The 20,882-nt window shown below is 38.0% G+C and carries 21 protein-coding genes; 11 read left to right on the plus strand and 10 right to left on the minus strand.

The genetic code is table 11. The features are described 5' to 3' along the window. Positions 1-1,039: 1,039 nt before the first annotated feature. A complete protein-coding gene (locus H5118_RS16655) occupies positions 1,040-2,233 on the plus strand; it encodes an outer membrane beta-barrel protein (protein ID WP_182749539.1) in 1,194 nt (397 codons plus the stop codon). Next, entirely contained in the window at positions 2,233-2,694 is a 462-nt protein-coding gene (locus H5118_RS16660) for a hypothetical protein (RefSeq protein ID WP_024597417.1), read from the plus strand. Before H5118_RS16655 ends, H5118_RS16660 begins: the two co-directional genes overlap by 1 nt. A gap of 40 nt (positions 2,695-2,734) precedes the next feature. Here H5118_RS16660 and H5118_RS16665 read toward each other — a convergent pair whose 3' ends face one another. Then, positions 2,735-4,828 (minus strand): bifunctional diguanylate cyclase/phosphodiesterase, encoded by a 2,094-nt coding sequence (locus tag H5118_RS16665; RefSeq protein WP_182749540.1) that lies wholly within the window; start codon positions 4,826-4,828, stop codon positions 2,735-2,737. Between the two features lie 259 nt (positions 4,829-5,087). Between H5118_RS16665 and H5118_RS16670 the strand changes: the two genes are divergently transcribed. The 8 genes from H5118_RS16670 (at position 5,088) to H5118_RS16705 (ending at position 11,112) form a co-directional block, all read left to right on the plus strand. Next, positions 5,088-6,020, plus strand: a complete 933-nt coding sequence (locus tag H5118_RS16670) for a CHAD domain-containing protein (RefSeq protein ID WP_182696304.1) — start codon at positions 5,088-5,090, stop codon at positions 6,018-6,020. A 26-nt stretch (positions 6,021-6,046) separates the two neighbouring features. Continuing rightward, positions 6,047-6,946, plus strand: a complete 900-nt coding sequence (locus tag H5118_RS16675; RefSeq protein ID WP_024597420.1) for a DUF350 domain-containing protein — start codon at positions 6,047-6,049, stop codon at positions 6,944-6,946. Between the two features lie 3 nt (positions 6,947-6,949). After that, on the plus strand, positions 6,950-8,671 hold the full coding sequence (locus H5118_RS16680) for a polyamine aminopropyltransferase (protein ID WP_182712675.1): 1,722 nt from the start codon (positions 6,950-6,952) through the stop codon (positions 8,669-8,671). 79 nt (positions 8,672-8,750) lie between these two features. Continuing rightward, a complete protein-coding gene (locus H5118_RS16685; RefSeq protein ID WP_004335098.1) occupies positions 8,751-9,164 on the plus strand; it encodes a YjfI family protein in 414 nt (137 codons plus the stop codon). A 24-nt stretch (positions 9,165-9,188) separates the two neighbouring features. Then, on the plus strand, positions 9,189-9,881 hold the full coding sequence (locus tag H5118_RS16690) for a PspA/IM30 family protein (protein ID WP_004335088.1): 693 nt from the start codon (positions 9,189-9,191) through the stop codon (positions 9,879-9,881). 74 nt (positions 9,882-9,955) lie between these two features. Continuing rightward, positions 9,956-10,594: a DUF4178 domain-containing protein gene (locus H5118_RS16695; RefSeq protein ID WP_024597422.1), complete on the plus strand. Its 639-nt coding sequence runs from the start codon at positions 9,956-9,958 to the stop codon at positions 10,592-10,594. Beyond that, positions 10,591-10,911 (plus strand): hypothetical protein, encoded by a 321-nt coding sequence (locus tag H5118_RS16700; RefSeq protein ID WP_024597423.1) that lies wholly within the window; start codon positions 10,591-10,593, stop codon positions 10,909-10,911. The genes H5118_RS16695 and H5118_RS16700 overlap by 4 nt, the downstream gene beginning before the upstream one ends. Positions 10,912-10,926: 15 nt before the next feature. Beyond that, positions 10,927-11,112, plus strand: a complete 186-nt coding sequence (locus H5118_RS16705) for a hypothetical protein (protein ID WP_024597424.1) — start codon at positions 10,927-10,929, stop codon at positions 11,110-11,112. A 29-nt stretch (positions 11,113-11,141) separates the two neighbouring features. Here the strand turns inward: H5118_RS16705 and H5118_RS16710 are convergent, their stop codons facing one another. The 5 genes from H5118_RS16710 to H5118_RS16730 all read right to left on the minus strand — a co-directional run bounded on the left by H5118_RS16710 (position 11,142) and on the right by H5118_RS16730 (position 14,237). Then, the gene (locus H5118_RS16710) at positions 11,142-11,543 is read right to left on the minus strand and encodes a hypothetical protein (protein ID WP_024597425.1); all 402 of its coding nucleotides are present in this window, start codon (positions 11,541-11,543) and stop codon (positions 11,142-11,144) included. A gap of 10 nt (positions 11,544-11,553) precedes the next feature. Then, a complete protein-coding gene (locus H5118_RS16715; protein ID WP_182749541.1) occupies positions 11,554-12,087 on the minus strand; it encodes a hypothetical protein in 534 nt (177 codons plus the stop codon). A gap of 109 nt (positions 12,088-12,196) precedes the next feature. Continuing rightward, a complete protein-coding gene (locus H5118_RS16720; protein ID WP_154903812.1) occupies positions 12,197-13,573 on the minus strand; it encodes an aspartate ammonia-lyase in 1,377 nt (458 codons plus the stop codon). 11 nt (positions 13,574-13,584) lie between these two features. Continuing rightward, complete coding sequence (locus H5118_RS16725; protein WP_223231703.1) at positions 13,585-13,950, minus strand: hypothetical protein; 366 nt, start codon at positions 13,948-13,950, stop codon at positions 13,585-13,587. A gap of 101 nt (positions 13,951-14,051) precedes the next feature. Beyond that, positions 14,052-14,237, minus strand: a complete 186-nt coding sequence (locus tag H5118_RS16730) for a hypothetical protein (protein ID WP_010554833.1) — start codon at positions 14,235-14,237, stop codon at positions 14,052-14,054. A 200-nt stretch (positions 14,238-14,437) separates the two neighbouring features. Between H5118_RS16730 and H5118_RS16735 the strand changes: the two genes are divergently transcribed. After that, a complete protein-coding gene (locus H5118_RS16735; RefSeq protein WP_182749542.1) occupies positions 14,438-15,028 on the plus strand; it encodes a DUF938 domain-containing protein in 591 nt (196 codons plus the stop codon). On the opposite strand, the gene H5118_RS16740 is transcribed toward H5118_RS16735, so the two are convergent. The 4 genes from H5118_RS16740 to H5118_RS16755 form a co-directional block, all read right to left on the minus strand. Next, on the minus strand, positions 15,005-16,144 hold the full coding sequence (locus H5118_RS16740; RefSeq protein WP_138489881.1) for a GNAT family N-acetyltransferase: 1,140 nt from the start codon (positions 16,142-16,144) through the stop codon (positions 15,005-15,007). The two genes, H5118_RS16735 and H5118_RS16740, sit on opposite strands and share 24 nt — an antisense overlap. A gap of 6 nt (positions 16,145-16,150) precedes the next feature. Beyond that, on the minus strand, positions 16,151-17,539 hold the full coding sequence (locus tag H5118_RS16745; protein ID WP_182749543.1) for a carboxylesterase: 1,389 nt from the start codon (positions 17,537-17,539) through the stop codon (positions 16,151-16,153). Beyond that, a complete protein-coding gene (locus H5118_RS16750) occupies positions 17,529-20,249 on the minus strand; it encodes an ATP-binding protein (protein ID WP_182749544.1) in 2,721 nt (906 codons plus the stop codon). Before H5118_RS16750 ends, H5118_RS16745 begins: the two co-directional genes overlap by 11 nt. A 72-nt stretch (positions 20,250-20,321) precedes the next feature. Further along, positions 20,322-20,777, minus strand: coding sequence for an Lrp/AsnC family transcriptional regulator (locus tag H5118_RS16755; RefSeq protein WP_039488718.1), 456 nt, complete (start codon positions 20,775-20,777; stop codon positions 20,322-20,324). Positions 20,778-20,882: the final 105 nt, after the last annotated feature.

The raw sequence follows: 20,882 nt of genomic DNA on the forward strand, positions 1-20,882 counted from the left end.
CGAACTCAGTAGTGAAACGAAACAGCGCCGATGATAGTGTAGCATTTGCTATGTGAAAGTAGGACATTACCAGGCTTCAAATTGTAGAGAGCCCGACTAGAAATAGTCGGGCTTTTTTACGTCTGAAGAAAAGTGAAATGTGCGCAATTAATACACACTCACATCAACACCTAGCACGTAGGTCGGGCGTAGCGACTCTCGACGTTAAAATCACAACAAAACCCCTCAATAACTAAGTCGGCCAATAGAGTAGCATTTGCTACGTGACTCTCCACCGCTGTGGGCACCAAGACATTTCCAAGCTTCAAATTCTAGAAAGCCCGAATCTAACGATTCGGGCTTTTTTACGTCTGCAGAAAAGTGAAATGCGCACAATTAACACACTTTCACATCAACACCTATCACGTAGGTCGGGCGAGCATAGCGACTCCCGCCGTTAAAATCACAACAAAACCCCTCAATATCTCAGTCGGCCAATACAGTAGTATTTGCTACGTGACTCTGCACCGCTGTAGGTATCGTGATATTACGGAGGCTTCACATTGTAGAAAGCCGGGATTTAACGATTCGGGCTTTTTTACGTCTGCAAAAAAGTAAAGTTTGGGTGGGTTTTTCATATATCGGATTATAATTAAATCAATTACGCTTTATCAAACACCCACATTAAACACTCAATCCTAGTGAACGACATGAATTAAGAATCTGTTTTATCTCCTGCTTAGTTGATAAGTATCTATATAAGTATAATTAAGCTCTATCTCAGTAATATTCAAGAGGGGTGAGGTGCTTTTCCATGTAAATAGTATTACCTAGATGCTTAATGTTTTTATAGAACACATATATTGTTCCAACATGTAATTCATTGACTATAATGATTAATCCTAGTTATGACTTTGCTAGCTAAGCTTAGATAGCGGTAAAATGCGCTACTTAAAATAATTAAATAATTGATTATCCGAACAGGTGAGTTATTTCATCGTTAGCATAATTAATCTTCACTGTATTTTGCATAATTCAACAAAGGATTTAATTTTCTCTGATGCGATATAAAATATCTTGGTGCTTACTTTTTACCACTATGCTTACTCATTTTTCAGCTTTTTCTAATGAGTTTGAATTTTCTGGTTATGCTCGAGTTATTGGTGGCTACTTAGACGAAAAAAATGTCGAGTTTAAGGGATATGAAGACAGTATTAAATTTTCTCCATCTAGTTTAATTGGATTCCAAGGCGAGTATCAATTTGATGATAAGTGGTCTGCAACAGCCCAAGTTTTGCTAAGAAGCAATAACACAACAGCTTCTGATAACTCTGGGTTAGAGTGGTTATATTTAACATATAGGCCAACTGACAATATTCAGATAAAACTCGGAAAATTACGCACACCTTTTTTTACTATGAGTGACTTTTCGGATGTTGGTTTTGCGTACCCATGGATCAATCCACCTCAACAAGTCTACGATACTTATTTATTTAAAACATTTAATGGCATAGATGCTGTTTATAAATTTGGTGCAGAAAACTTTGATTTGAGCTTTGAAGGTTACTATGGTGAAGAGTCGGGTGATATAGGGATTGGCGCCTTAAGAACGGGCTTTGAAGTTGATAATCTTTTAGGGTTCATTGGTAAGATTAATATTGAAAACTTAGAATTTAGAGTTTCCCGTTATAATGGGAATATCAAGCTTGATATTGATGAGATAAGACAGCTAGAAAATGTGCTTAATAGCCTTAATTTTACAAAAAGCGCCAGCTCGGTAAAAACAAAAGGTAGAGCACATGCAAATCAATTTGGCGTAATTTACGACAATTTAGATTATTTTTTTAGAGGTGAATGGGTCCGCATTAAAACTGATTTAGGGATAGTGCCTATAATTCAAAGCTATTATTTAACTGCCGGTGTTAATCATGCTCCTTTTACTTACCACTTAACATTTGCAGATAGCGACGTAGAAACTCGTTCTGCTGAAAATGAAATTCCGTTAGGTATTAATAGCGACTTAGATCAACTTGCATATGGGTACAATCGTATTTTTGATGAATCTACGCCTGACTCAATTAAGAGTTGGACGGTTGGTGTACGCTGGGATGTGTTGCCAAACCTTGCCTTAAAAGCTGAGTTTTCAACCCTAGAAGGCGACGATGTAAAAGACTCGTTTTTTGTTACTCCTGATGACTCTGATTTTGATAAAAAAACTAATCTTTATCTTATTGGTTTGGATTGGGTGTTTTAATGATATTTTTTAAACCTATTAATAACATTAAAAAAATAATGATGCTCTTTGTAGTCGCTAGTAGCCTATTTGGTTTTAGCATTTCAGTTTATGCAGAAAATACAAACCCCTCGAACGTCATTATTGTAGTAAATACCACAGATAAAAACTTATCTTTTAGTAAGCAACAAATTCGCCATATTTATATGGGCGGAGCTATGAGCAGACAATTTAAAGCAGTTAACCTATTTGTCGGCAACCCGCTTAGAATAAATTTTAACACTAGGATGGTAGGTCTTACTGAGTCTAGAATACAAGCTTATTGGGCCCAAATGCGATTCACGGGGCGCAGCAAGCCCCCTGTTGAATTTGAGTCTACAGAAGAGGTTATAGAGTACTTACTAACCGTTGAAGACTCAGTAGCTTACCTTCCAGCAGGAATTACTATACCTAAAGAGCTCACCATAATTGCACTAAATTAAAAGTAAGCCGTTTGCTTAGTAAAAAATCAATTGCACTGAGTTATTTTGAAGTTATTGTTAGTTCTTTAAATAATATTTTCGCTCGTTCAATTGCGTGTGGTAGTTGTGCAATGCACACTGGTTTTGCAAAGTAATAGCCCTGCATTTCATCACTACCATTTGATACTAGGTAGTTAGCTTGGTCGGTTGTTTCAATTCCTTCGCTACATATTTTTAAACCAAGGCGTTGGCCTAAATCGAGTATTGCTTGTAATACTGCAGTGTCTTTTGCTGAGCTTGCATATTGATTTACAAACATTCGATCTATTTTTAATGTATCAATTTCAATTTTAGTAAGGTAACTCAATGAAGAGTAACCTGTGCCAAAGTCATCTAATGCAATTGAGCCTCCCATAACTTTAACTTGATTAAAAAATTGATTCGCGTTTTCAAAATTTTCTAAATAGCTTGATTCTGTTATTTCAAACTGAATATTTGAAATATCGACGCTATGTTCAAGTAGTTTACTTTTTACAGTATGAATGAAGTTATGATCTTTTAAGTCATGGCTTGAAAGATTCATGGAGACGAGTACATTATTCCCCATAAGTTGTTTTAGCATTTGCATATCTTTAAATACTTGTGTGATCACCCATTGAGTAATCGCTTTTATTTTACCTGCTTGTTCCGCTATAGGTATAAACTCACTAGGAGAAACAAAGCCTAGCTCTTTGCTTTGCCATCTTATTAAGGCTTCTAAGCCTTGAGCTTCGCCTGTATTCGACATTTTAAGCTGATAAAATAACTCAAATTCATTTTGCGCTATTGCGTGAGATATTAAGTTAGCGACTTGCGCTTTTCGTTTGTTATCTTCAAGCATTTTATAGTGGAATATTGTATATGCGCCTTTGCCTTTTTCTTTTGATGTGTACATTGCAATATCGGCATTACTGATAAATGTATTTATATCAAATTCAGCTTCTTTGGCACTTGCAATACCAATACTAATACCCGCTGGTACGTCCCACTCATTTATAGTGAATGGCTCTTTCATACCCTCAATGATACTTTCGGCAATATCTATAACAATAGATTGCTCAGTGATATTAGGTAGCATAATTAAAAACTCATCACCGCCTAAGCGTGCAATTATGTCGTTACTACGCAGATAACTTTTCACTTTTTTAGCCACAGCTTGTAAAAGCATATCTCCGGTTTCATGGCCTAGGGTGTCGTTAACGCCTTTAAAACTATCAACATCAAAGAACATAATCGCAACGTCTTGATCGTTACTTTTACTACTAGCCAGCTCGAGTTTGAGTAGGTCCATAAAAAACATGCGATTAGGTAAACCTGTTAATATATCGTAGTTGGCGAGGCGCTCCATTGAATGCGTTTGTACTAAAAGTTGTGCGGTATGTTTATGATTGGTTTGAACTTGGGAGTCAATTGTTTGTAGTAATGCATTAATGTCGTTACCAAGTTGAGATACTTCATCATGACCAGTGACTTGGTATTGAAGCTTATAATTTGTTGATTTTTCAACTTTCTGTGTGAACTTCGAGAGCGCTAAAAGTGGGCTTAATAAACGCTGATATATCCAAAATGAAATAATAATGGTGAGTGCAATAATTAAAACAACAAATGGAGCTGCACTATAAAAAAGGCTAATTTTACTTTCATTCAGTGGCTTTTTAAAGTCTTGCACAATGAGCAAATATCCAATAGGAAACTGCTCCTCCCCAATTGCCTTTAAGGCCACTAGTCCTTCATTGGTTATTGTAACCGCATAAGGTAAATTTTTTGGTTGAATACTTATAAGTTCAGGCTTAAAGCTCTCAAGCTCTAAATAGTTAGGGTGGACATACGATTGGATTAATTGCCAGTCAGCGTCAAATACATTAACAAACTTAATGTGTTCATATCGATCAAAACCGAGCAATTCGGTGGTTATAGAGAACAAATCAACTTGCTCAGACATAACACGTAATAAGCTATCGGAAATATTTGAAGACATTGCATCTAAGTTTTGTTTAACAGATTGGCGATATAAATCTTCGTGTTCATTAATTGCGAGGAAAAAAACTAAATTTGCGCTAAATATAATTAAAACCGTTGTTATTATAATAAATTTATATCGAATACTATGAAGCATCAAATCTAACCCTTAACCATCATTTAATTATGTTTTAGTTATTATTGTGTAATCAGGCAATCCATAATTACAAAAAAGTTACTTACTACGCCCTTTGTAGCACTAAAAGCTTAACATTGAGAATGCTTTTAAATTCATATACTAAATATAGCTGTTTATTTAATTTTGTACTGACTTACTTTGTTGCAATTTCATTCTTGGTTTAATAAGTGACCTGTGTAAAACTACCTAAGTTAATTTAGTAAATCAGGTGACATGAATGTCGAATATTAAAGCTTGGAAACTTATAAGCCTGTTTTGTTTGTTCGCAGTGCTTATGGGTTGTCAATCTAAAGAAGAGCAGCTGCAACAAACAATTCAAGAGTCTATTAAAAAAGCAGATACAGAGCTGTCACAGCTTGGTACTGCGCTTGATAATGGGAATGTGCGCAATGCTGTATTACTTAAAGGATATGGCGAGCTCCTTAAAAAACAACAGCCAGAGCTTACAAAAGTTGTTGATGTAATTACCCTTGATGCAACGCGTCAAGGTGCACTTTATAGTGGTTTAACACAGCGACTTAAAGATATTAAAGGAACTTACTTAATTCCTCCTTACGAAGATACGTTGCATAGCATTGATTTGTTGCGTGATGCGTCTAAACCTACGCTATTTTCTGATGCGTTAACCGATCCTATTAATATGCTAGCTGATATGTCCAAAGGCACTTTAGCGCGTGTAGGCGCAATTAGTAAGCAAGCTGAAGGTGAGGGTGTTGGTAACCAAATGGTAGGTAACCCTAACTATGGTAACTGGCAAACAAATAGTAATGGTATTAGCTTTTGGCAATGGTACGGCATGTACCGTATTTTAGGCGATGTATTTGACCGTGTTGAATATGGAAGTTGGAGCAAACGCCGAAAGTATAGTTATTACAATGACTATGGCCGTTCGCGTTATTCAAGCCCTAAACAAATTAAAACCCAAAGCGCGCTAGAAACACGCACGCGCCAAACATACCAACGCCAAGGTAAGCAGTTTACAAGCCCTTATGCGAGTAAAAAAACAGGTGCATCCGGTTTAAGCCGTAGTAGTTATACGCCACCAAAAAGCCGCAGTAGTTATTCTCGTTCTAGCAGTTATAGCAATAGCTCAGGATCGGTGCGTGATAGCGGTAGCAGAACCTCTCGTGGCGTGAGCCGTGGTAAGTAAAAGAATAAAGTTGGAGTTAGAATAATATGTATGAATTTAATGGAATAACTATGTGGTCGCTACAAGCATTGGCGATTGATTTTGCAATTATTGTTTTATTATTTGTAAGCCTTAAATATATAAAAGGTTGGGTTTCAAACTTACACGCAAATGATGAAATAACAGAGCGTGATAACTTTGCTTTTGGTATTAGCTTTGCCGCTGGTTTAGTGGCACTGGCGATTGTATTAACAGGTGTAAGTAGTGGTGCTTTTGCTGCTACATTGCAACAAGAAGCACTGCAAATGTTAGCTTACGGCGCATTAGCAATTGTACTTATTAAGTTGGGTCACTTTTTTCAAGATAAAGTAGCGCTTCGTAAAGTAAGCCTGCACGACGAAATAGTTAAAGGTAACGTTACAGCTTCAATAATTGATTTTGGTCATGTTGTTAGCGTTGCAATAGTTATTCGCTCAGCACTTTTATGGGTGGCTACTGATGGCTGGCATGGTCTTCCAATTGTAATTGCTGCCTTTATTATAGGTAGTGTTGTATTACTACTTGTTAGCCAGTACCGAGTGCAGTTATTTAAGCGTACAAACAAAAGTGGCGACTGCCTACAACAAGCAATTGTTGATGGTAACTTAGCTGTGGGTATTCGTTACGCTGGATTTTTAATAGGTAGTGCATTAGCTATTACAGCTGCAACGGGTGTTGCGCCATACGCTGCTGATAACATTAATGCGAGTTTACTATACTGGGCTATTAGCGCTGTTGTGAGCCTTGTCGCATTTATTATTTTGCACTTAGTGACAATTAAAATAATTTTATCTGGTTGCGATATTTCCGATGAAGTTAATCGTCAAAAAAATGTAGGTGTAGCAGCTATTTCTGCAGCAGTATCATTTGCTGTAGGTATCACTATGGCAACCTTACTAGGCGCATAATCAGTGTCATCAACCAACACTCCCCCAAGTAAGTCTCGCTTACTTGGGCACGATATATTACTAATTACTGTTATGGCCGTGCTTGCTGGGTGCGGCCTTATTTATGAATACTTACTGTCTCATTATGCGGGCCGTGTACTTGGCTCAGTAGAAAGCGCTATTTACGCCATGATCGGTACTATGATTGTAGCAATGGGCTTAGGCGCTTTTTTAGCGCGTTGGTTTAAAGATGCATTTACCGCTTTTGCTTGGCTAGAAAGCATTATTGCTTTGGTTGGCATGGGCTGCATTTTAGCGATAGCGGGTGTAATAGCTGTAAGTTATTCTCTTCCTCATTTATTTTCGAGCATTTTTAATTTACCCCCAGATGTTGTACTTAATGGTTACGTATTTCAAAAGCTACAAGAGTGGTCACGTTTTCTACCTTATGTTTTTGGTTTAATACTGGGTTTATTTATTGGTATGGAAATACCGCTTATAGCGCGCATTCGTCAGCACGTTTATGGCCGTTTTTTAGAAAACAACGCAGGGACTATTTATGGTGCCGATTATATCGGTGCTGGTATTGGTGCAGCCATTTGGGTAAGTATCATGCTCTCAATGCCTATAATGCAAGCTGCGGCGTGGACGGCGTTATTTAATATCATCGCAGGACTCGCTTTTTTATGGCGTTACCATGCCCATGTACGCTTTGCTAAGGCACTTTTAGTTTGCCATATAGTACTGCTGGCATTGTTTGGCTTTATTTTAGTATTTGGCAGTAGCTGGATGAACAATCTAAGTAATGTTTTATACAAAGATAAAGTAATTTATTCGCAAGCAACCAAATACCAGCACGTAGTTTTAACCGAAAGGTTAAGCAAAAACCAACCTCAGCCAATCACCGATTTATATTTAAATGGGCGTTTGCAGTTCTCAAGTATTGATGAACAAATATATCATTCAATGCTGGTTTACCCTGCAATGCTTGCCTCTAACAGACACGACCGTGTATTAATAATTGGTGGTGGTGACGGGCTTGCACTTAGAGATGTTTTAAAATGGCCTGTAAGCGAAGTAACGCTAATAGATTTAGACGCGCAGCTTCTCAATTTATTTGGCCACAAAGACGGTGACTTTACGCCCCCAGAGCACATCAATAAGCGATTACTACAGCTAAACAATAAATCGATGCAAGACTCGCGAGCCAACATAATTGTGGGTGATGCATTTTTAGAAGTTGAAAAGCTGCTTGATCAATCTAAGCAGTTCGACACTATCTTAATTGATTTACCGGACCCAAATCACCCTGATCTAAATAAAATGTACAGTGACTACTTTTATAATCATGTACGTCAGTTATTAGCACCCGATGGCGCAATGGCGGTTCAATCAACTTCACCTTACCACGCTAAAAAAGCGTTTTTAAGCATTGCTAAAACAGTTAAAGCCGCAGGGTTTGGCTATGTTGAGCAGTATCAGCAAAACATACCTTCGTTTGGGCAGTGGGGCTGGACTATAGCCACTAAAATGGGTCAGTCGGCCAGTGGCCGTATTAATGATGCGACGGCTATGCCTGTGCCATCAAGGTGGATTAGTAAAGAATATTTATTGGCAAGCTTTGTATTTCCTAACCACTACTTTGAACAAGTTAAAAGTATTGAGGTCAATAGGTTAGGATCTGGTCAGTTGTATGATTACTACCGAACTGCATGGCAAATAGAAAGCGAATTGTATAAAAATTAACAAAACATGGTTGACATAATATGTCGGCCGTGAGAATCTTAACTCAGACATAATATGTCAAACGACAAAAGGCAGAGACATGGAATTAAATGAACTTTCAATAAAATTAGCTTCTTTTGAAACTGAAGGCGCTAACTTTGAGTCTTTCTTGATTGCCAACCCTGGCGAGCAAGATGTTTTACAAGTCATTGTTGATGGAAATGATGAACTTCCAATTTTTGTTACACAAACGCAAGAGCAGTTGTTATGTATTAGCTACTTGTTTGACGAAGATGAAGTTAAGAGTGAATTACGCAACGAGTTAAACGAAACATTACTACGTTTAAACGTGCCAATTCCACTGAGTGCATTTGCTAAAATCGATAACAAATACGCGATTTTTGGTGCACTGTCGGTAAATTCATCATTAGATGACGTTACCCACGAACTAGTGACATTAGCCGATAACGCTATCGATGCACTAGAAGCCGTGACCTTGTATTTAAACGATTAATAGCCAGTTAGTGGAGTTAAGATTATGAGTATTTTAAAAAAATTATTTACAGCAGTACGTGGCGGCGCTCGTGAAGCAGGCGAAGCAATTGTAGACAAAAATGGCATCCGTATTTTTGAGCAAGAAATTGCAGACGCGCAAAATGCACTTCACCGCGCTAAAAAAAGCCTTACAGAAGTAATGGCTAAAGAAATGCAAACTAAGCGTAAAATTAGCGCTGTAGATGCATCAATCGCGGAACACGAAGCGTATGCAGGCCAAGCTCTTGAAAAGGGCAACGAAGCGTTAGCATTAGAAATTGCAGAAAAAATTGGTGACTTTGAAGCTGAAAAAGCCGAAAACGAGCAAGTATTATCTGGCTTTAGTAACCATATTGTTGCGCTTAAGCAGCAAGTTAAAGATGCTGAAAAATCGATTAAAGAGAATCAACGCCAGCTTACAATGGTTAAAACCACTGAAAGCGTACAGCAAGCAACAATGGCTGTTAACAGCACGCTTAATACAAACAGCTCGTCTATGACATCGGCTCGTCAATCGCTTGAACGTATTAAACAGCGTCAACAAGATCGTAGCGACCAGCTAGGTGCTGCAAAGCAACTTGAGTCAGACGTAAATGGCGATGACTTAAAAGCAAAAATGGCTGAAGCAGGCATTGGCGACACAAGTCCAAAAAGTGCTGATATTTTAGCTCGCATCAAAGCGAAGCAAAATAGCTAACCATTACGTTTATACTTTAAAAAGGTAACCGAGTTTTGCTCAGTTACCTTTTTTGCTTAGAAGGCAGCCTTCCTATGTTTAATTTTTTCAAATCTAAAAAAGAGCCAGAGCGTCAGCTTAATCATCCGAGCGAGCTTAAAAAAGGCGACATGTTTAGCGTTATCGACTCATTTGCTTATCCGGCATGGTTAAAAGGTGAAACGCTACGTGTTACTGATATTCAGACTTACCAATATCAGCACAGCAGCGATACTGAATTTGTACTTGAGACAAATAGCGGCCAAGTTGTATTTTTACAAATTGAGCAAGATGACGGCGAAGAGTGGGCTAACTTTTCTATTAAAATTCAGCGAAACGAAGTTGAAGAGATATTTGGCCTTGATGAGTTTGCGCGTATTTTTGATGAAGAGTCGTTAACCCACATTACAGTGCAAAATACACCAGAGCGCTTTATGCAGTTTTTAGCTAAAAGCTATCAACAAAGCGAGTCGCCTTATGTGTGTTATTTCCATAATAAAGATTACCGCAACCAAACTTTGCCTCGTTATGAGCAAGAAGGTGGTGAGCCATGTGAAATGATTTGTTTAGCATCAGATAATGAAGGCTTTGGTTTAAATATCGAAATTTGGGATGGCGGCGAAACCGAAGTATCGCTAACGCTCATGCGTCCAATGTCTGATATTGTAGACTTGTTTCCCGGAGATGCTAAGTGAGTGATGCTAAAGACAAGTGGTTACGTCAGGAACAAGCTGTACGTGCCACACAAATGGCATTTGATCTAAGCAGTGAAGTTCAAAAGCTGATAAAAAAGCAAGCTATTGACCAAGAGTTAACGCCGTCAGATATGATCCGTAAAATACTTGGCTTAGATGTAAAGTCTAAAAAAACGCGTCAACGTTTATCGTTTAATTTAAATGATGATGAGATTGCGCAACTAGCCAGTCGCTTTGATGTCCCAAGTGATGATAAGCGAGCCGTAAAACAACAAGTAGCTGACTTACTAATTGCTCACACTAAAAAAACTAAGTAGTTGCACTAGATTATTATGAATATTACTCTAATTGCTTATCTACTTATTTTTGCGTTGTTTGGTACTGCGGCGAGTTATTTTGTACGCTTTATTTATGCATATTGGGTGCTTAAAACAATGCCCATGAAGTACATTATAAAAGCGGGTATTTGCGTAGTGCTGGTTGTTGTAATTTCAGCGTTAATTCCGTATTTAGGTTAACGCTGAAATTAGCTTATACGCGACCGTTTTTATTTTATATCAAACGACTGGCATTGGTGATTAATACACAGCGATTGCACTTCAAGTACTGGTGAACAATCGGTTAAGCCTTGTGCTTTATTTTGTATTTTTTCTTGTTTTGTTATTTGTTGAGCAAGCTGTTCTGCTTCTTCTTGAGATGTGTTCAGCGTTGAATAAACAGCATACTTACTCGGTCCGCCGCATGCTCGGGCGCCCACTTCAAGTACTTTGCACTGAAAGCTTGCAGTGCAGCTGTTATTACTCACCATGTTATTCAGATCATAGTTTAAGTCAGATAAGTTTTTACTTTGCTCATTTGACGTCACAGTACTAGCACAACCACTTAGTAGTAAAATGCTGCTAGCAATGCTTAAAATTGATAGTTTAATTGCCGATGGTAAACAACTCATAACGTTATCCTTAAAATGCACTTACCGCTGAACCTTCAAGTTTAACACATTTATTTTCAACACACTGCGTGCTTGGCGTTGTTAAATGCTGACAAATGCTCATCATCCCTTTTTGTGAATTATAACTACTTTCAAGCTTAGTAATTTTGTCGCTAAGGGCTGCTACTTGTTTTTCAGACGCTGATTTTGTTGAATACACAACAAAGCTACTTGGCCCGCCACACGCGCGACTGCCTACTGCACTTATTCTGCATTGAGTGCTGGTATCACATTGCTTATCTGTAATTAGCGTATTTAATTCGGCTTTAGCTGTTTTTATATCGTCTATTGAAACGTTTTTTAAATCAGCTTTTGGTATTTTTTCAGCAACTACGTTCTTTTTAGTATTTCCTTGTAATTGAGTGTTTTCTTTTAGCTTTTGTAGCTCTTGCTTTGGTGCTTCAGCTTCTGAGGTTATTGTTACTTGCTGCGTTTCAGTTGGCGTTTTATCTAAGCATGCAGTTAAACAAAGTGGTAAAAGTATGGCTAACAATGGGGTACGCATAACAAACCTTGATAGTGATGAAATATTCATCACTATCATACACGGTGCATTTTTTACAGCAATAAAAACTATATTATCAAGTAATTAAAGCCGTGAAAAATATCGTTTATTAAAGTCCCCCCTGCGTTAGTTTGGTGGGATTAAGTAGCTTTTCGAGTTCACTGCGTGGTAAATCGGTTTCTTGTTCGGCTACATCAATAATAGGGCGGGCTTCCTTATAAGCCTGCTTTGCTATTTTTGCTGCTTTTTCATAACCGATCACCGGATTGAGCGCAGTCACTAAAATTGGATTTTTAGCGAGTGCTTTATCTATATTAGGCTTATTTACTTTAAAGCTGGCAATGGCTTTATCGCCCAATGCTTGTGCGCTATTGGCAAGTAATTCTATGCTTTGCAAAATATTATACGCAATGACTGGCAGCATAACGTTTAGCTCAAAATTACCCGCTTGGCCTGCTACTGTAATGGTCGCGTCGTTACCGATTACTTGTGCGCTTACCATGGCTGCGGCTTCTGGTATTACCGGATTTACCTTGCCAGGCATAATAGACGAGCCCGGTTGAAGTGCTTCTAGCTCTATTTCGCCTAAGCCCGCAAGTGGTCCTGAGTTCATCCAGCGTAGGTCGTTCGCTATTTTCATTTGTGCTACAGCGAGTACTTTTAATTGCCCCGAAAGCGCTACTATGGCGTCTTGTGAGCCGATGTTATAAAAAAAGTTACTACTAGGCGTAAATCTAATGCCTACATTGGCACTCAGGTTTTCTGCAAATTTGGCTGCAAACTTAGGGTCTGCATTTATTCCTGTTCCAACAGCTGTACCGCCTTGTGCCAGTTCGCATACACGCTCTAAGCTATGTCTAATTCCTGCTGCGGCATGGTTAACTTGTGACTGCCATGCACTTAGTGTTTGATCAAATGTAACAGGCATTGCATCCATTAAATGCGTACGGCCCGTTTTAACTATATGGCCTACTTCAGCTTTTTTCTTTTCTAGGCTTTGCGATAAGTTTTCAAGCGAAGGAAGTAATTCATACACTACATTTATTGCGCTACTGAGTGCGATAGCAGTAGGGACTACATCGTTAGAGCTTTGCCCCATGTTTACATCATCATTAGGGTGAATGCTTTCACTGCCTAATCGGCTAGCAAGCGTTGCAATAACTTCGTTGGCATTCATATTTGAGCTTGTGCCCGAACCGGTTTGAAAAATATCAACGGGGAAATGCTCAACATGCTCGCCATCAATAATACTTTGACAAGCTTGCTCAATAGCATTTGCTTTGTCTTTACTTAAATGGCCAAGCTCGCAGTTACTTTGCGCAGCAGCTTGTTTTATATAAGCCAGTGCAGTGATAAATTGCTTTGGCATAGATAAGCCACTAATGGCAAAGTTATTAACTGCTCGTTGTGTTTGCGCCTGATAGAGCGCATCAGTAGGTACTTGTAGCTCGCCCATGCTGTCTGATTCTGTTCTAAAGTTGCTCATAAGTGTGCTCCTTAAAAAGGGTTGAATTCGTGACTAAGAATACGAGCTTCACGCTCAAGTATTAAAAATTGTGCAGTATTGTTATGCACCTTATAAAACCGTTTTAATGCTAATAATGGTTTGTATAGCTGCTCTAAACATTGTTTACGAATAGCATTATGTATAAGAGGGTCGCACATTTTGTTCATAATTTCATGGTGTGTGCGCCTAAGATAAAACTCTTGAAGCAAGGGATTATGTTGTTGCTCAAATTTTTTGGCGACGTTAAGGGCGGTTTCTATGTAATCGGCAACGAGCATGGGTGCATGCAGGCCAGGTCTTAAGCAATGACAAGAGAGTTCTTGATGGTAACGATGCTGGGCATAATTTGAAGACATAAAAAAACCGACTCAAGTTAACGATAATAGTTATCATTACATTTAATCGGTTTCAGTGTAAACAGTTATTATAAAAATTATTTGCGATACTAATTTGAGTATTAATTGTAGCCAAGAATAAATATCTGATCTGTTTCATGTTTGGTCATCGCCTGTTGATTATGTTTAGGGTGCGAAAGTAAATCGATTACTGTAGCTCTCATATCAACGGCGTAACTATGATCGTCGGTGGTTTTTTCGGTTATAGCAATGGCCGCGTCTACAGCGGTATAAGGGGGTATATGCATAATTTTATCCTTTGAAATTTAATATAAGTTAAACCCTTTAGTGGGTTAACAATATAAAAGCATATTACGTACCAACCATAATGAACCAGCTCAACCATATGATAGTTATAGTATTTAAAAATTAGCTTTTTTTCATCACGACAAAATAAGCTAAATTTGCTTTACTGTTGTGCATTAATCTACAATTTTGGTGCACAGTAATGACAAAGCCATTTTCACAAGCCTGTGAAAACAATAAAACCCCTATTTTAGAGCAATTAAAGGACGTATTAAAAAATACTAAAACAGTCCTCGAAGTCGGATCAGGAACCGGCCAACATAGTGTGTTTTTTGCAGAGCAATTACCGCATTTACAATGGCATACAAGTGATCGCGCTATAAACCACGAAGGGATTAATTTATGGCACCGCGAAGCTAATTTAACTAATTTACATGCACCACTTGAGCTTGATTTAAATAATGAATGGCCTGTAGATAAGGTTGACGCTATTTATACTGCAAACACATTTCATATTGTAAGTTGGCAATTAGTTGAACGTTTTTTTGACAGTGTTAAACGTCACTTAAATAGCGACGGTATGTTGTGTATTTATGGGCCATTCAAATACCAAGGTGAATTTACCAGCCCAAGTAATGATGACTTTAGTGCCTTTTTAACAGAGCGCGATCCGTTAAGTGGAATAAGAGATTTTGAAGCAGTTGAACAACTAGCTAAGCAAGCAGGGCTTACGCTTATTAGCGATACTGCCATGCCTGCAAATAATCAGTTACTCGTTTTTAAACGGCAGTAATGAGCTACATTGCTCTTTATATATATCAATATGGCCGCGTTCACGCTTTAAGTAGTCGCTTATTGCATTACTGAAATCGCCATCAACAATATGGTGAGCAGAGTAGGTAAGTACGGGTTCAAATCCGCGTGCTATTTTGTGCTCACCTTGTGCTCCCGAATGAAAGCAGCTGAGTTTATGCTTTATTGCAAACTCAATACCTTGGTAATAGCACAACTCAAAGTGAAGCGAATCTACTTCCTCACTTGCTCCCCAGTAGCGCCCATAAAGTGTATTCTCACCTACTAAACTAAGTGTTGCAGCAATCACGTTGTCGTCTTTTTTGGCCAGCATAATAACGAGGTTATTAGCCATTAATGCATGTAAAAGCGTAAAAAACTCCATATTTAAATAGCCCAAATGACCAGATCGCTTTAAGTAGGTACGCTGATAAAACTCACAAAACAATTGCATTATCTCGGGCGTAATTTGCGTTCCTTGCAGCCATTCAATATCAATATTTTGTTGCGCTATTTTAGCTCGCTCTTTTTTAAGTGACTTACGTTTTCGTGAGTTAAGTATTTGCAAAAAATCGTCAAAGGTTTCAAAACCTTTATTAAACCACTGAAATTGCACACCCACTCTTAGCATGGCATGTTGCTCAGTTAATGATGTTGCTTGGGCTTGGTCGCAAAAATTAACATGCCACCCCGACCACCTTTGCTCAGCACTGTGTATATTAAGTTGCTCTGTAATGTACTGATACACCGCATTTGGGTTAGCGTGCTCGATAGCAATACGCTTGCCTTCAATAGGGCTAAAGGGAATGCCAGATAGCCACTTGGGATAATATTCTAAACCGTGTTTTTCGTATGCCTCAGCCCATGCCCAGTCAAATACGTACTCGCCGTATGAATGACTTTTTAAATACCCAGGTGCAAGCGCAATGAGCGTATCATCTTCAAAAATAGCGAGGTGATGGGGCTGCCAACCGCTTTTTTGTGTTACGCATTGGCTTTGCTCAAGGGCATATAAAAAAGCATGTTGAGTAAATGGTTCATCACCAAATAAACGTTGCCACTGCGCCTGATCAATCTCATTAATACTGCTAAACCATTGGTGCGAAAACGTTCCCATGACTACTTACCTTGTAGTTGTTCTAAGCTGTTCTACGTTTTTAATAAACGTACTAATTTGCTTTTTAAGCTCGGTAAAATGAGGATTATAAGTTAAGCGTTGTAAAGCCGGATAGTGTTTTAAGTTGGCGCTTGTACGCTCTCCTAGTTGTGGATTTTTAGTTGTTTTACATGTTTTATACAGGGACTCGTCGTTAATAAAGCTGCCACAATTACGATAGGTTGCGTTAATTCCATAATGTGGATTTTGCGGTGAGTTAACAATAGCAATATGCGACATACCATGAATTTTTTTACACTGAGGCGATGTGCATTGCGGGTTATTTACTGTGTAGTCACTAGCAAAGTCTAGCGGTAAAATATCAGTGCTTCCATAAAGTACTAAAGTATCGAGCGGCTTATATTTTACTGAATTATCTTTATGTAATGCACTTAATAATTTTAGCGTGGCACGCGTATCTATCGTGGTATCAATATCGCTAAGTACACTAAAAATAGGTAATTTAAGTGCAGAGCGTTTGTTTAAGCTACTTACGCTTGCAAGTGACATAGCATAGTACGACGTGGCAGCTGCATTTAAAGGAAATGATTCATACTTAGCAAAGTCTACATCGGCGTCTTTATCTATCCAATTAACAAAGGGTATGGCATCAATCCACTTTGCTATCCAGCCGTACTTATTATGTGGCTCGGAGCCTGGCGAATAAAGCATAAGCGCTTTAATTTTGGGTGAAACAGTGTGCTTGGTTGCGTAATCAATAAGTAACGCTGCACCGGTAGAGTAACCTGCGAGTATCACCTCATCAAAGTCTTGCACCGAGCGTTTAATACCGTATTTTATTGCCTGTTGCCATTGGCTAACCTCTACATTGAGTAATGCACTTGCGGCGCTTCCATGTCCTGGTAATAAAATAGTACGCACAGTATAGCCTTGTTGATAATACACTTGTGCTAAATCGTGATACGTAAAGGGTGAGTCAGTTAGCCCGTGAACTAATAGTGCAACTTTATTGCTGTTTGGATGCGTAAGCTCAAAAGGGGCAATAATATCTGCAATAGTAGGGTCAGGTTTTCGCGTACCTTGTGTTACTAATTGCTGGTACGTTTGTGTAATAACAGGGCATGGCATATCTGCACGTGGATTGGTTTTATTTATATGTTTATATGCAAAATCTAAGTAATCGTTAAATGGTAAAAGTGCGTGGTAATTAAAGCGCTGGTGGTTGTGCTCTTTTTCAAAGCGTAATAAGCCTTGTTGCTTACTTTTTGTTATAAATTTAAAGTCGCTCGCCTGCGAGATACAGTTTTGAGCGATAGCTGTATGCGAAAAAACACTTAAAACAAAACCAAAAGCGACTCTTAAAACTATTCTTAAAATTAAACCACTATTGTTCATTAATTTCTGCATATTGGACAAGACACTCGGTTAGCTTAATGAGTTCAAGCGGTTTTGCAAGGTGCTGGTTAAATCCAACGGCTTGTGCATGTGCTTTATCCTCTGGCATAACGTCGGCAGTTAAAGCAATAATCGGGAGCTCTTGTTCAGTTTTAAACTGGCGGATCAGTGCCGTTGCTCTATAGCCATCCATTACAGGCATTTGGCAATCCATAAGCACTAAGTCAAAATGCTGCTTTTTAACTATATCAACGGCCAGTTCGCCATTTTCTACTATATACGGCACAATTCCTAACGAGCCAAGCATCGCTTTAATAACCATTTGATTTACTGGGTTATCCTCTGCGACCAAAATATCTAGCGAAGTAATATTAGTATTATCAAATGTAATAACATGTTCTTTTTTAGGTTCTGTTGTTTCTAATCGCATTGAAAATGTAAAAGTAGAGCCTTTATTTATTTCACTTTTAAGTGTTATATCAGCCCCCATTAATTGGCTTAACTCTTTCGCTATGGTTAAGCCAAGGCCTGTACCACCAAACTGCCTTGAGGTAGAACTATCCGCTTGGGTAAATGCGTTAAATAATTTTTTATGTTGGCTTGGTTTTATACCTATGCCGGTATCACTAACGGTTATAACTAGCTGTACTTTATTGGCGGCGGTAAACTCTGTTTCTATGTTTAAAGTAACGCTGCCTTGGCTTGTAAATTTAATCGCGTTGCTACATAAATTAAGTAATATTTGCTCAATTCGCATAGGATCACCAATAAACCAGGTATCAACAGGTAGCTTTGAATTAACTTGCCATTTAATACCTTTGTTAACTGCGCTTTGCTCAAACATGTTGTTTATACGTGTTATTAAAGCACCTAAGTCGAATGCAATAGATTCAATAACTAACTTTTGTGATTCTATTTTTGATATATCAAGAATGTCATTAATTAAGTTTAATAAGCTTTTAGATGCTGAGTTTATTTTATCTAAATAGCCAATGAGTGTATTTGCATTGTCTGTTTCTCTAGCAAGTGAAGAAAAACCAATAACGGCGTTTAATGGTGTTCGTATTTCGTGGCTCATATTCGCTAAAAATTGGCTTTTAGCCTGATTAGCTAAATCGGACTGCTTCTTTGCTTGTGCGAGTGAGTGAGTACGCTCTGCAACTTGACGTGTAAGTGCGATTTGTTGCTGATTAAACAGCAGTAAAACCATTAAAATTAAAGAACATACGGCAACTTGAAGTATGAGTAATAATAAAGTTAGTTGACTATTATGTAGTGTTAAAAAGCTTTCTTTAAGGGCTAGTTTTACAATCCATTTTTGCCCTGCAAAGTCCACATCAAATGACATTAAGCGGCTGCCTTTAGCTTGCTGAACATTTTGAGAGTAATTACTATAAAACGGCGGAGTGTTTGTATCTTCGTATATACCAATCGAAAACATATCAGACTGTTCTTTAGAAATTGCCTGCTCAATAATACTACGCACTAAAAATACACCAGTGGCATAGCCTTTAATTGTTTTTTCATCACTATGCTGGGAGTACACAGGGGCAAATAATAAATAGGCTGGTTTAGGTTGTTTGGTTTGCACTAACTGAATTATTTTAGTTCCTACTGGCATGTACTTTATAGCGGGGTTAAGCAGAGAGCTTTTTCGATCAGGGTTTGAAAATACATTGAAGCCAATAGCTTTTTGATTACCATTAAAAGGAGCTATGTATTTTACTATCACAAGGGGATCGCTACTTTCAAGAGGTTCGCCAACTACATCAATATCTAAATGATAAATGTTTGATATTTCTTGGGCAAAGACGTCGCGTTGATCTTGAGGTATTTTTGCGTTCCACGATAAGGCGTTAATAAATGCGTGCTGAGTTAGTAACTGGCTAGCATAAGAATAAAAATCTTGCTGGCTTAGCATGGGAGATGACTGTACCTGACTTGCTAGGCTCTGCACTGCAATAATACTACGATTTGTATATCTATAAAGGCTGTTTTCTATAACATGGACTTCACGTTCAGCAATTTTAATAGTGTTTATACGATTTTCTTGATCGTATAACTGCGTTGTTACCGCGACTGATAAAAATAAAATAGAGCATACTGCAATTGTCGGAAACGCCGATATATTATGTTGATTAGACTTTTGTGGTAATAAAGAAAGTAAAAGCGGAGTCGCAATTAATACTCCTAATGTATCACCAAGCCACCAGTAAGTAACATTCTTCCAATGATTATCAACACTGTAAACCGAGTTGAATTGGCTTAAGGCAAATACGCCAAAGTTAGCCGAAATTAAGCTGACCAATATTGCTATGACAAGGATAAAGTAAATTATATTTTTGCGCTTTTTAAAGCGCAGCGGGTGCCCAAGCCAATACTTTAAAAGAGCTGCGCCGACCATTGCCTGTATAACAACACCAAAGGCGATATACATAGCCTCGTTAAATGAGTTACCGACCAGGACTAGCTCATGAGCTGAACTATCAAAAATATTTAGATTAAATGCAATTGCAGCTACAAATAGAGGCGGGATAAAGCGCCACCACCAAATATAACAGCCAACTAAAGCTATGCCGGCAGGTAACCAAATTGGAATTATTTGCGAGTTAAAAGCAAGTTTAGTGAGTGCTATGCCGACTAAAAAATATGCCAAGGCAAACATGATGTAAAAAATAATGGAATGATTTTTAGAGTTAAAATTTTTCACATAAGGTCCAAGCAATTATTATTGTCGTTTTGAAATATCAGTATAGCTAACAGTAAGTTATTTTGGTTATTTTTATAAAGGTAACTGTTTTTTGCTAAATGACTGCTTTAACACAACTGTTGATTCTATATTTGCGATACAACTTAAGCCACCTAGTTGATGTTTCACAAACGTTTCGTAGCTCTCAAGATCATGTGCAATGATTTTTAATAAATAATCATAGCTTCCTGATATTACACAACACTCTAATACATGTGGTAACTTTTCTACATGTTGCTCAAATTGCTCTGCAGCACTTACCGAGTTTTGGCTTAATCGTACAAACGCATATACCAACACATTAAGGTTAAGTGCTTTAGGATTTATGGCGGCGTGGTAGCCGGTAATAATGTTTTCTTGCTCTAACTTTTTTATACGCCTTAAACAAGGCGTATCCGATAGGTTAATACTGCTGGCCAAATCTGAAACCGACATACGAGCTTGGCTTTGCAGTGCAATGAGTAATTGCTGATCTTTTTTATCTAACATAGTTGTCGGCTTTTATTAATTATTTTTATATTTGTAGTGATTATTGCTAAGTATTGCAGTTTTTACTAATTTTTTTGGCGTTTTACACTCATTGAACTCTGTTAG

The organism is Pseudoalteromonas sp. SR41-1 (genome assembly GCF_014164015.1).
GTDB classification, from domain to species: domain Bacteria; phylum Pseudomonadota; class Gammaproteobacteria; order Enterobacterales; family Alteromonadaceae; genus Pseudoalteromonas; species Pseudoalteromonas distincta.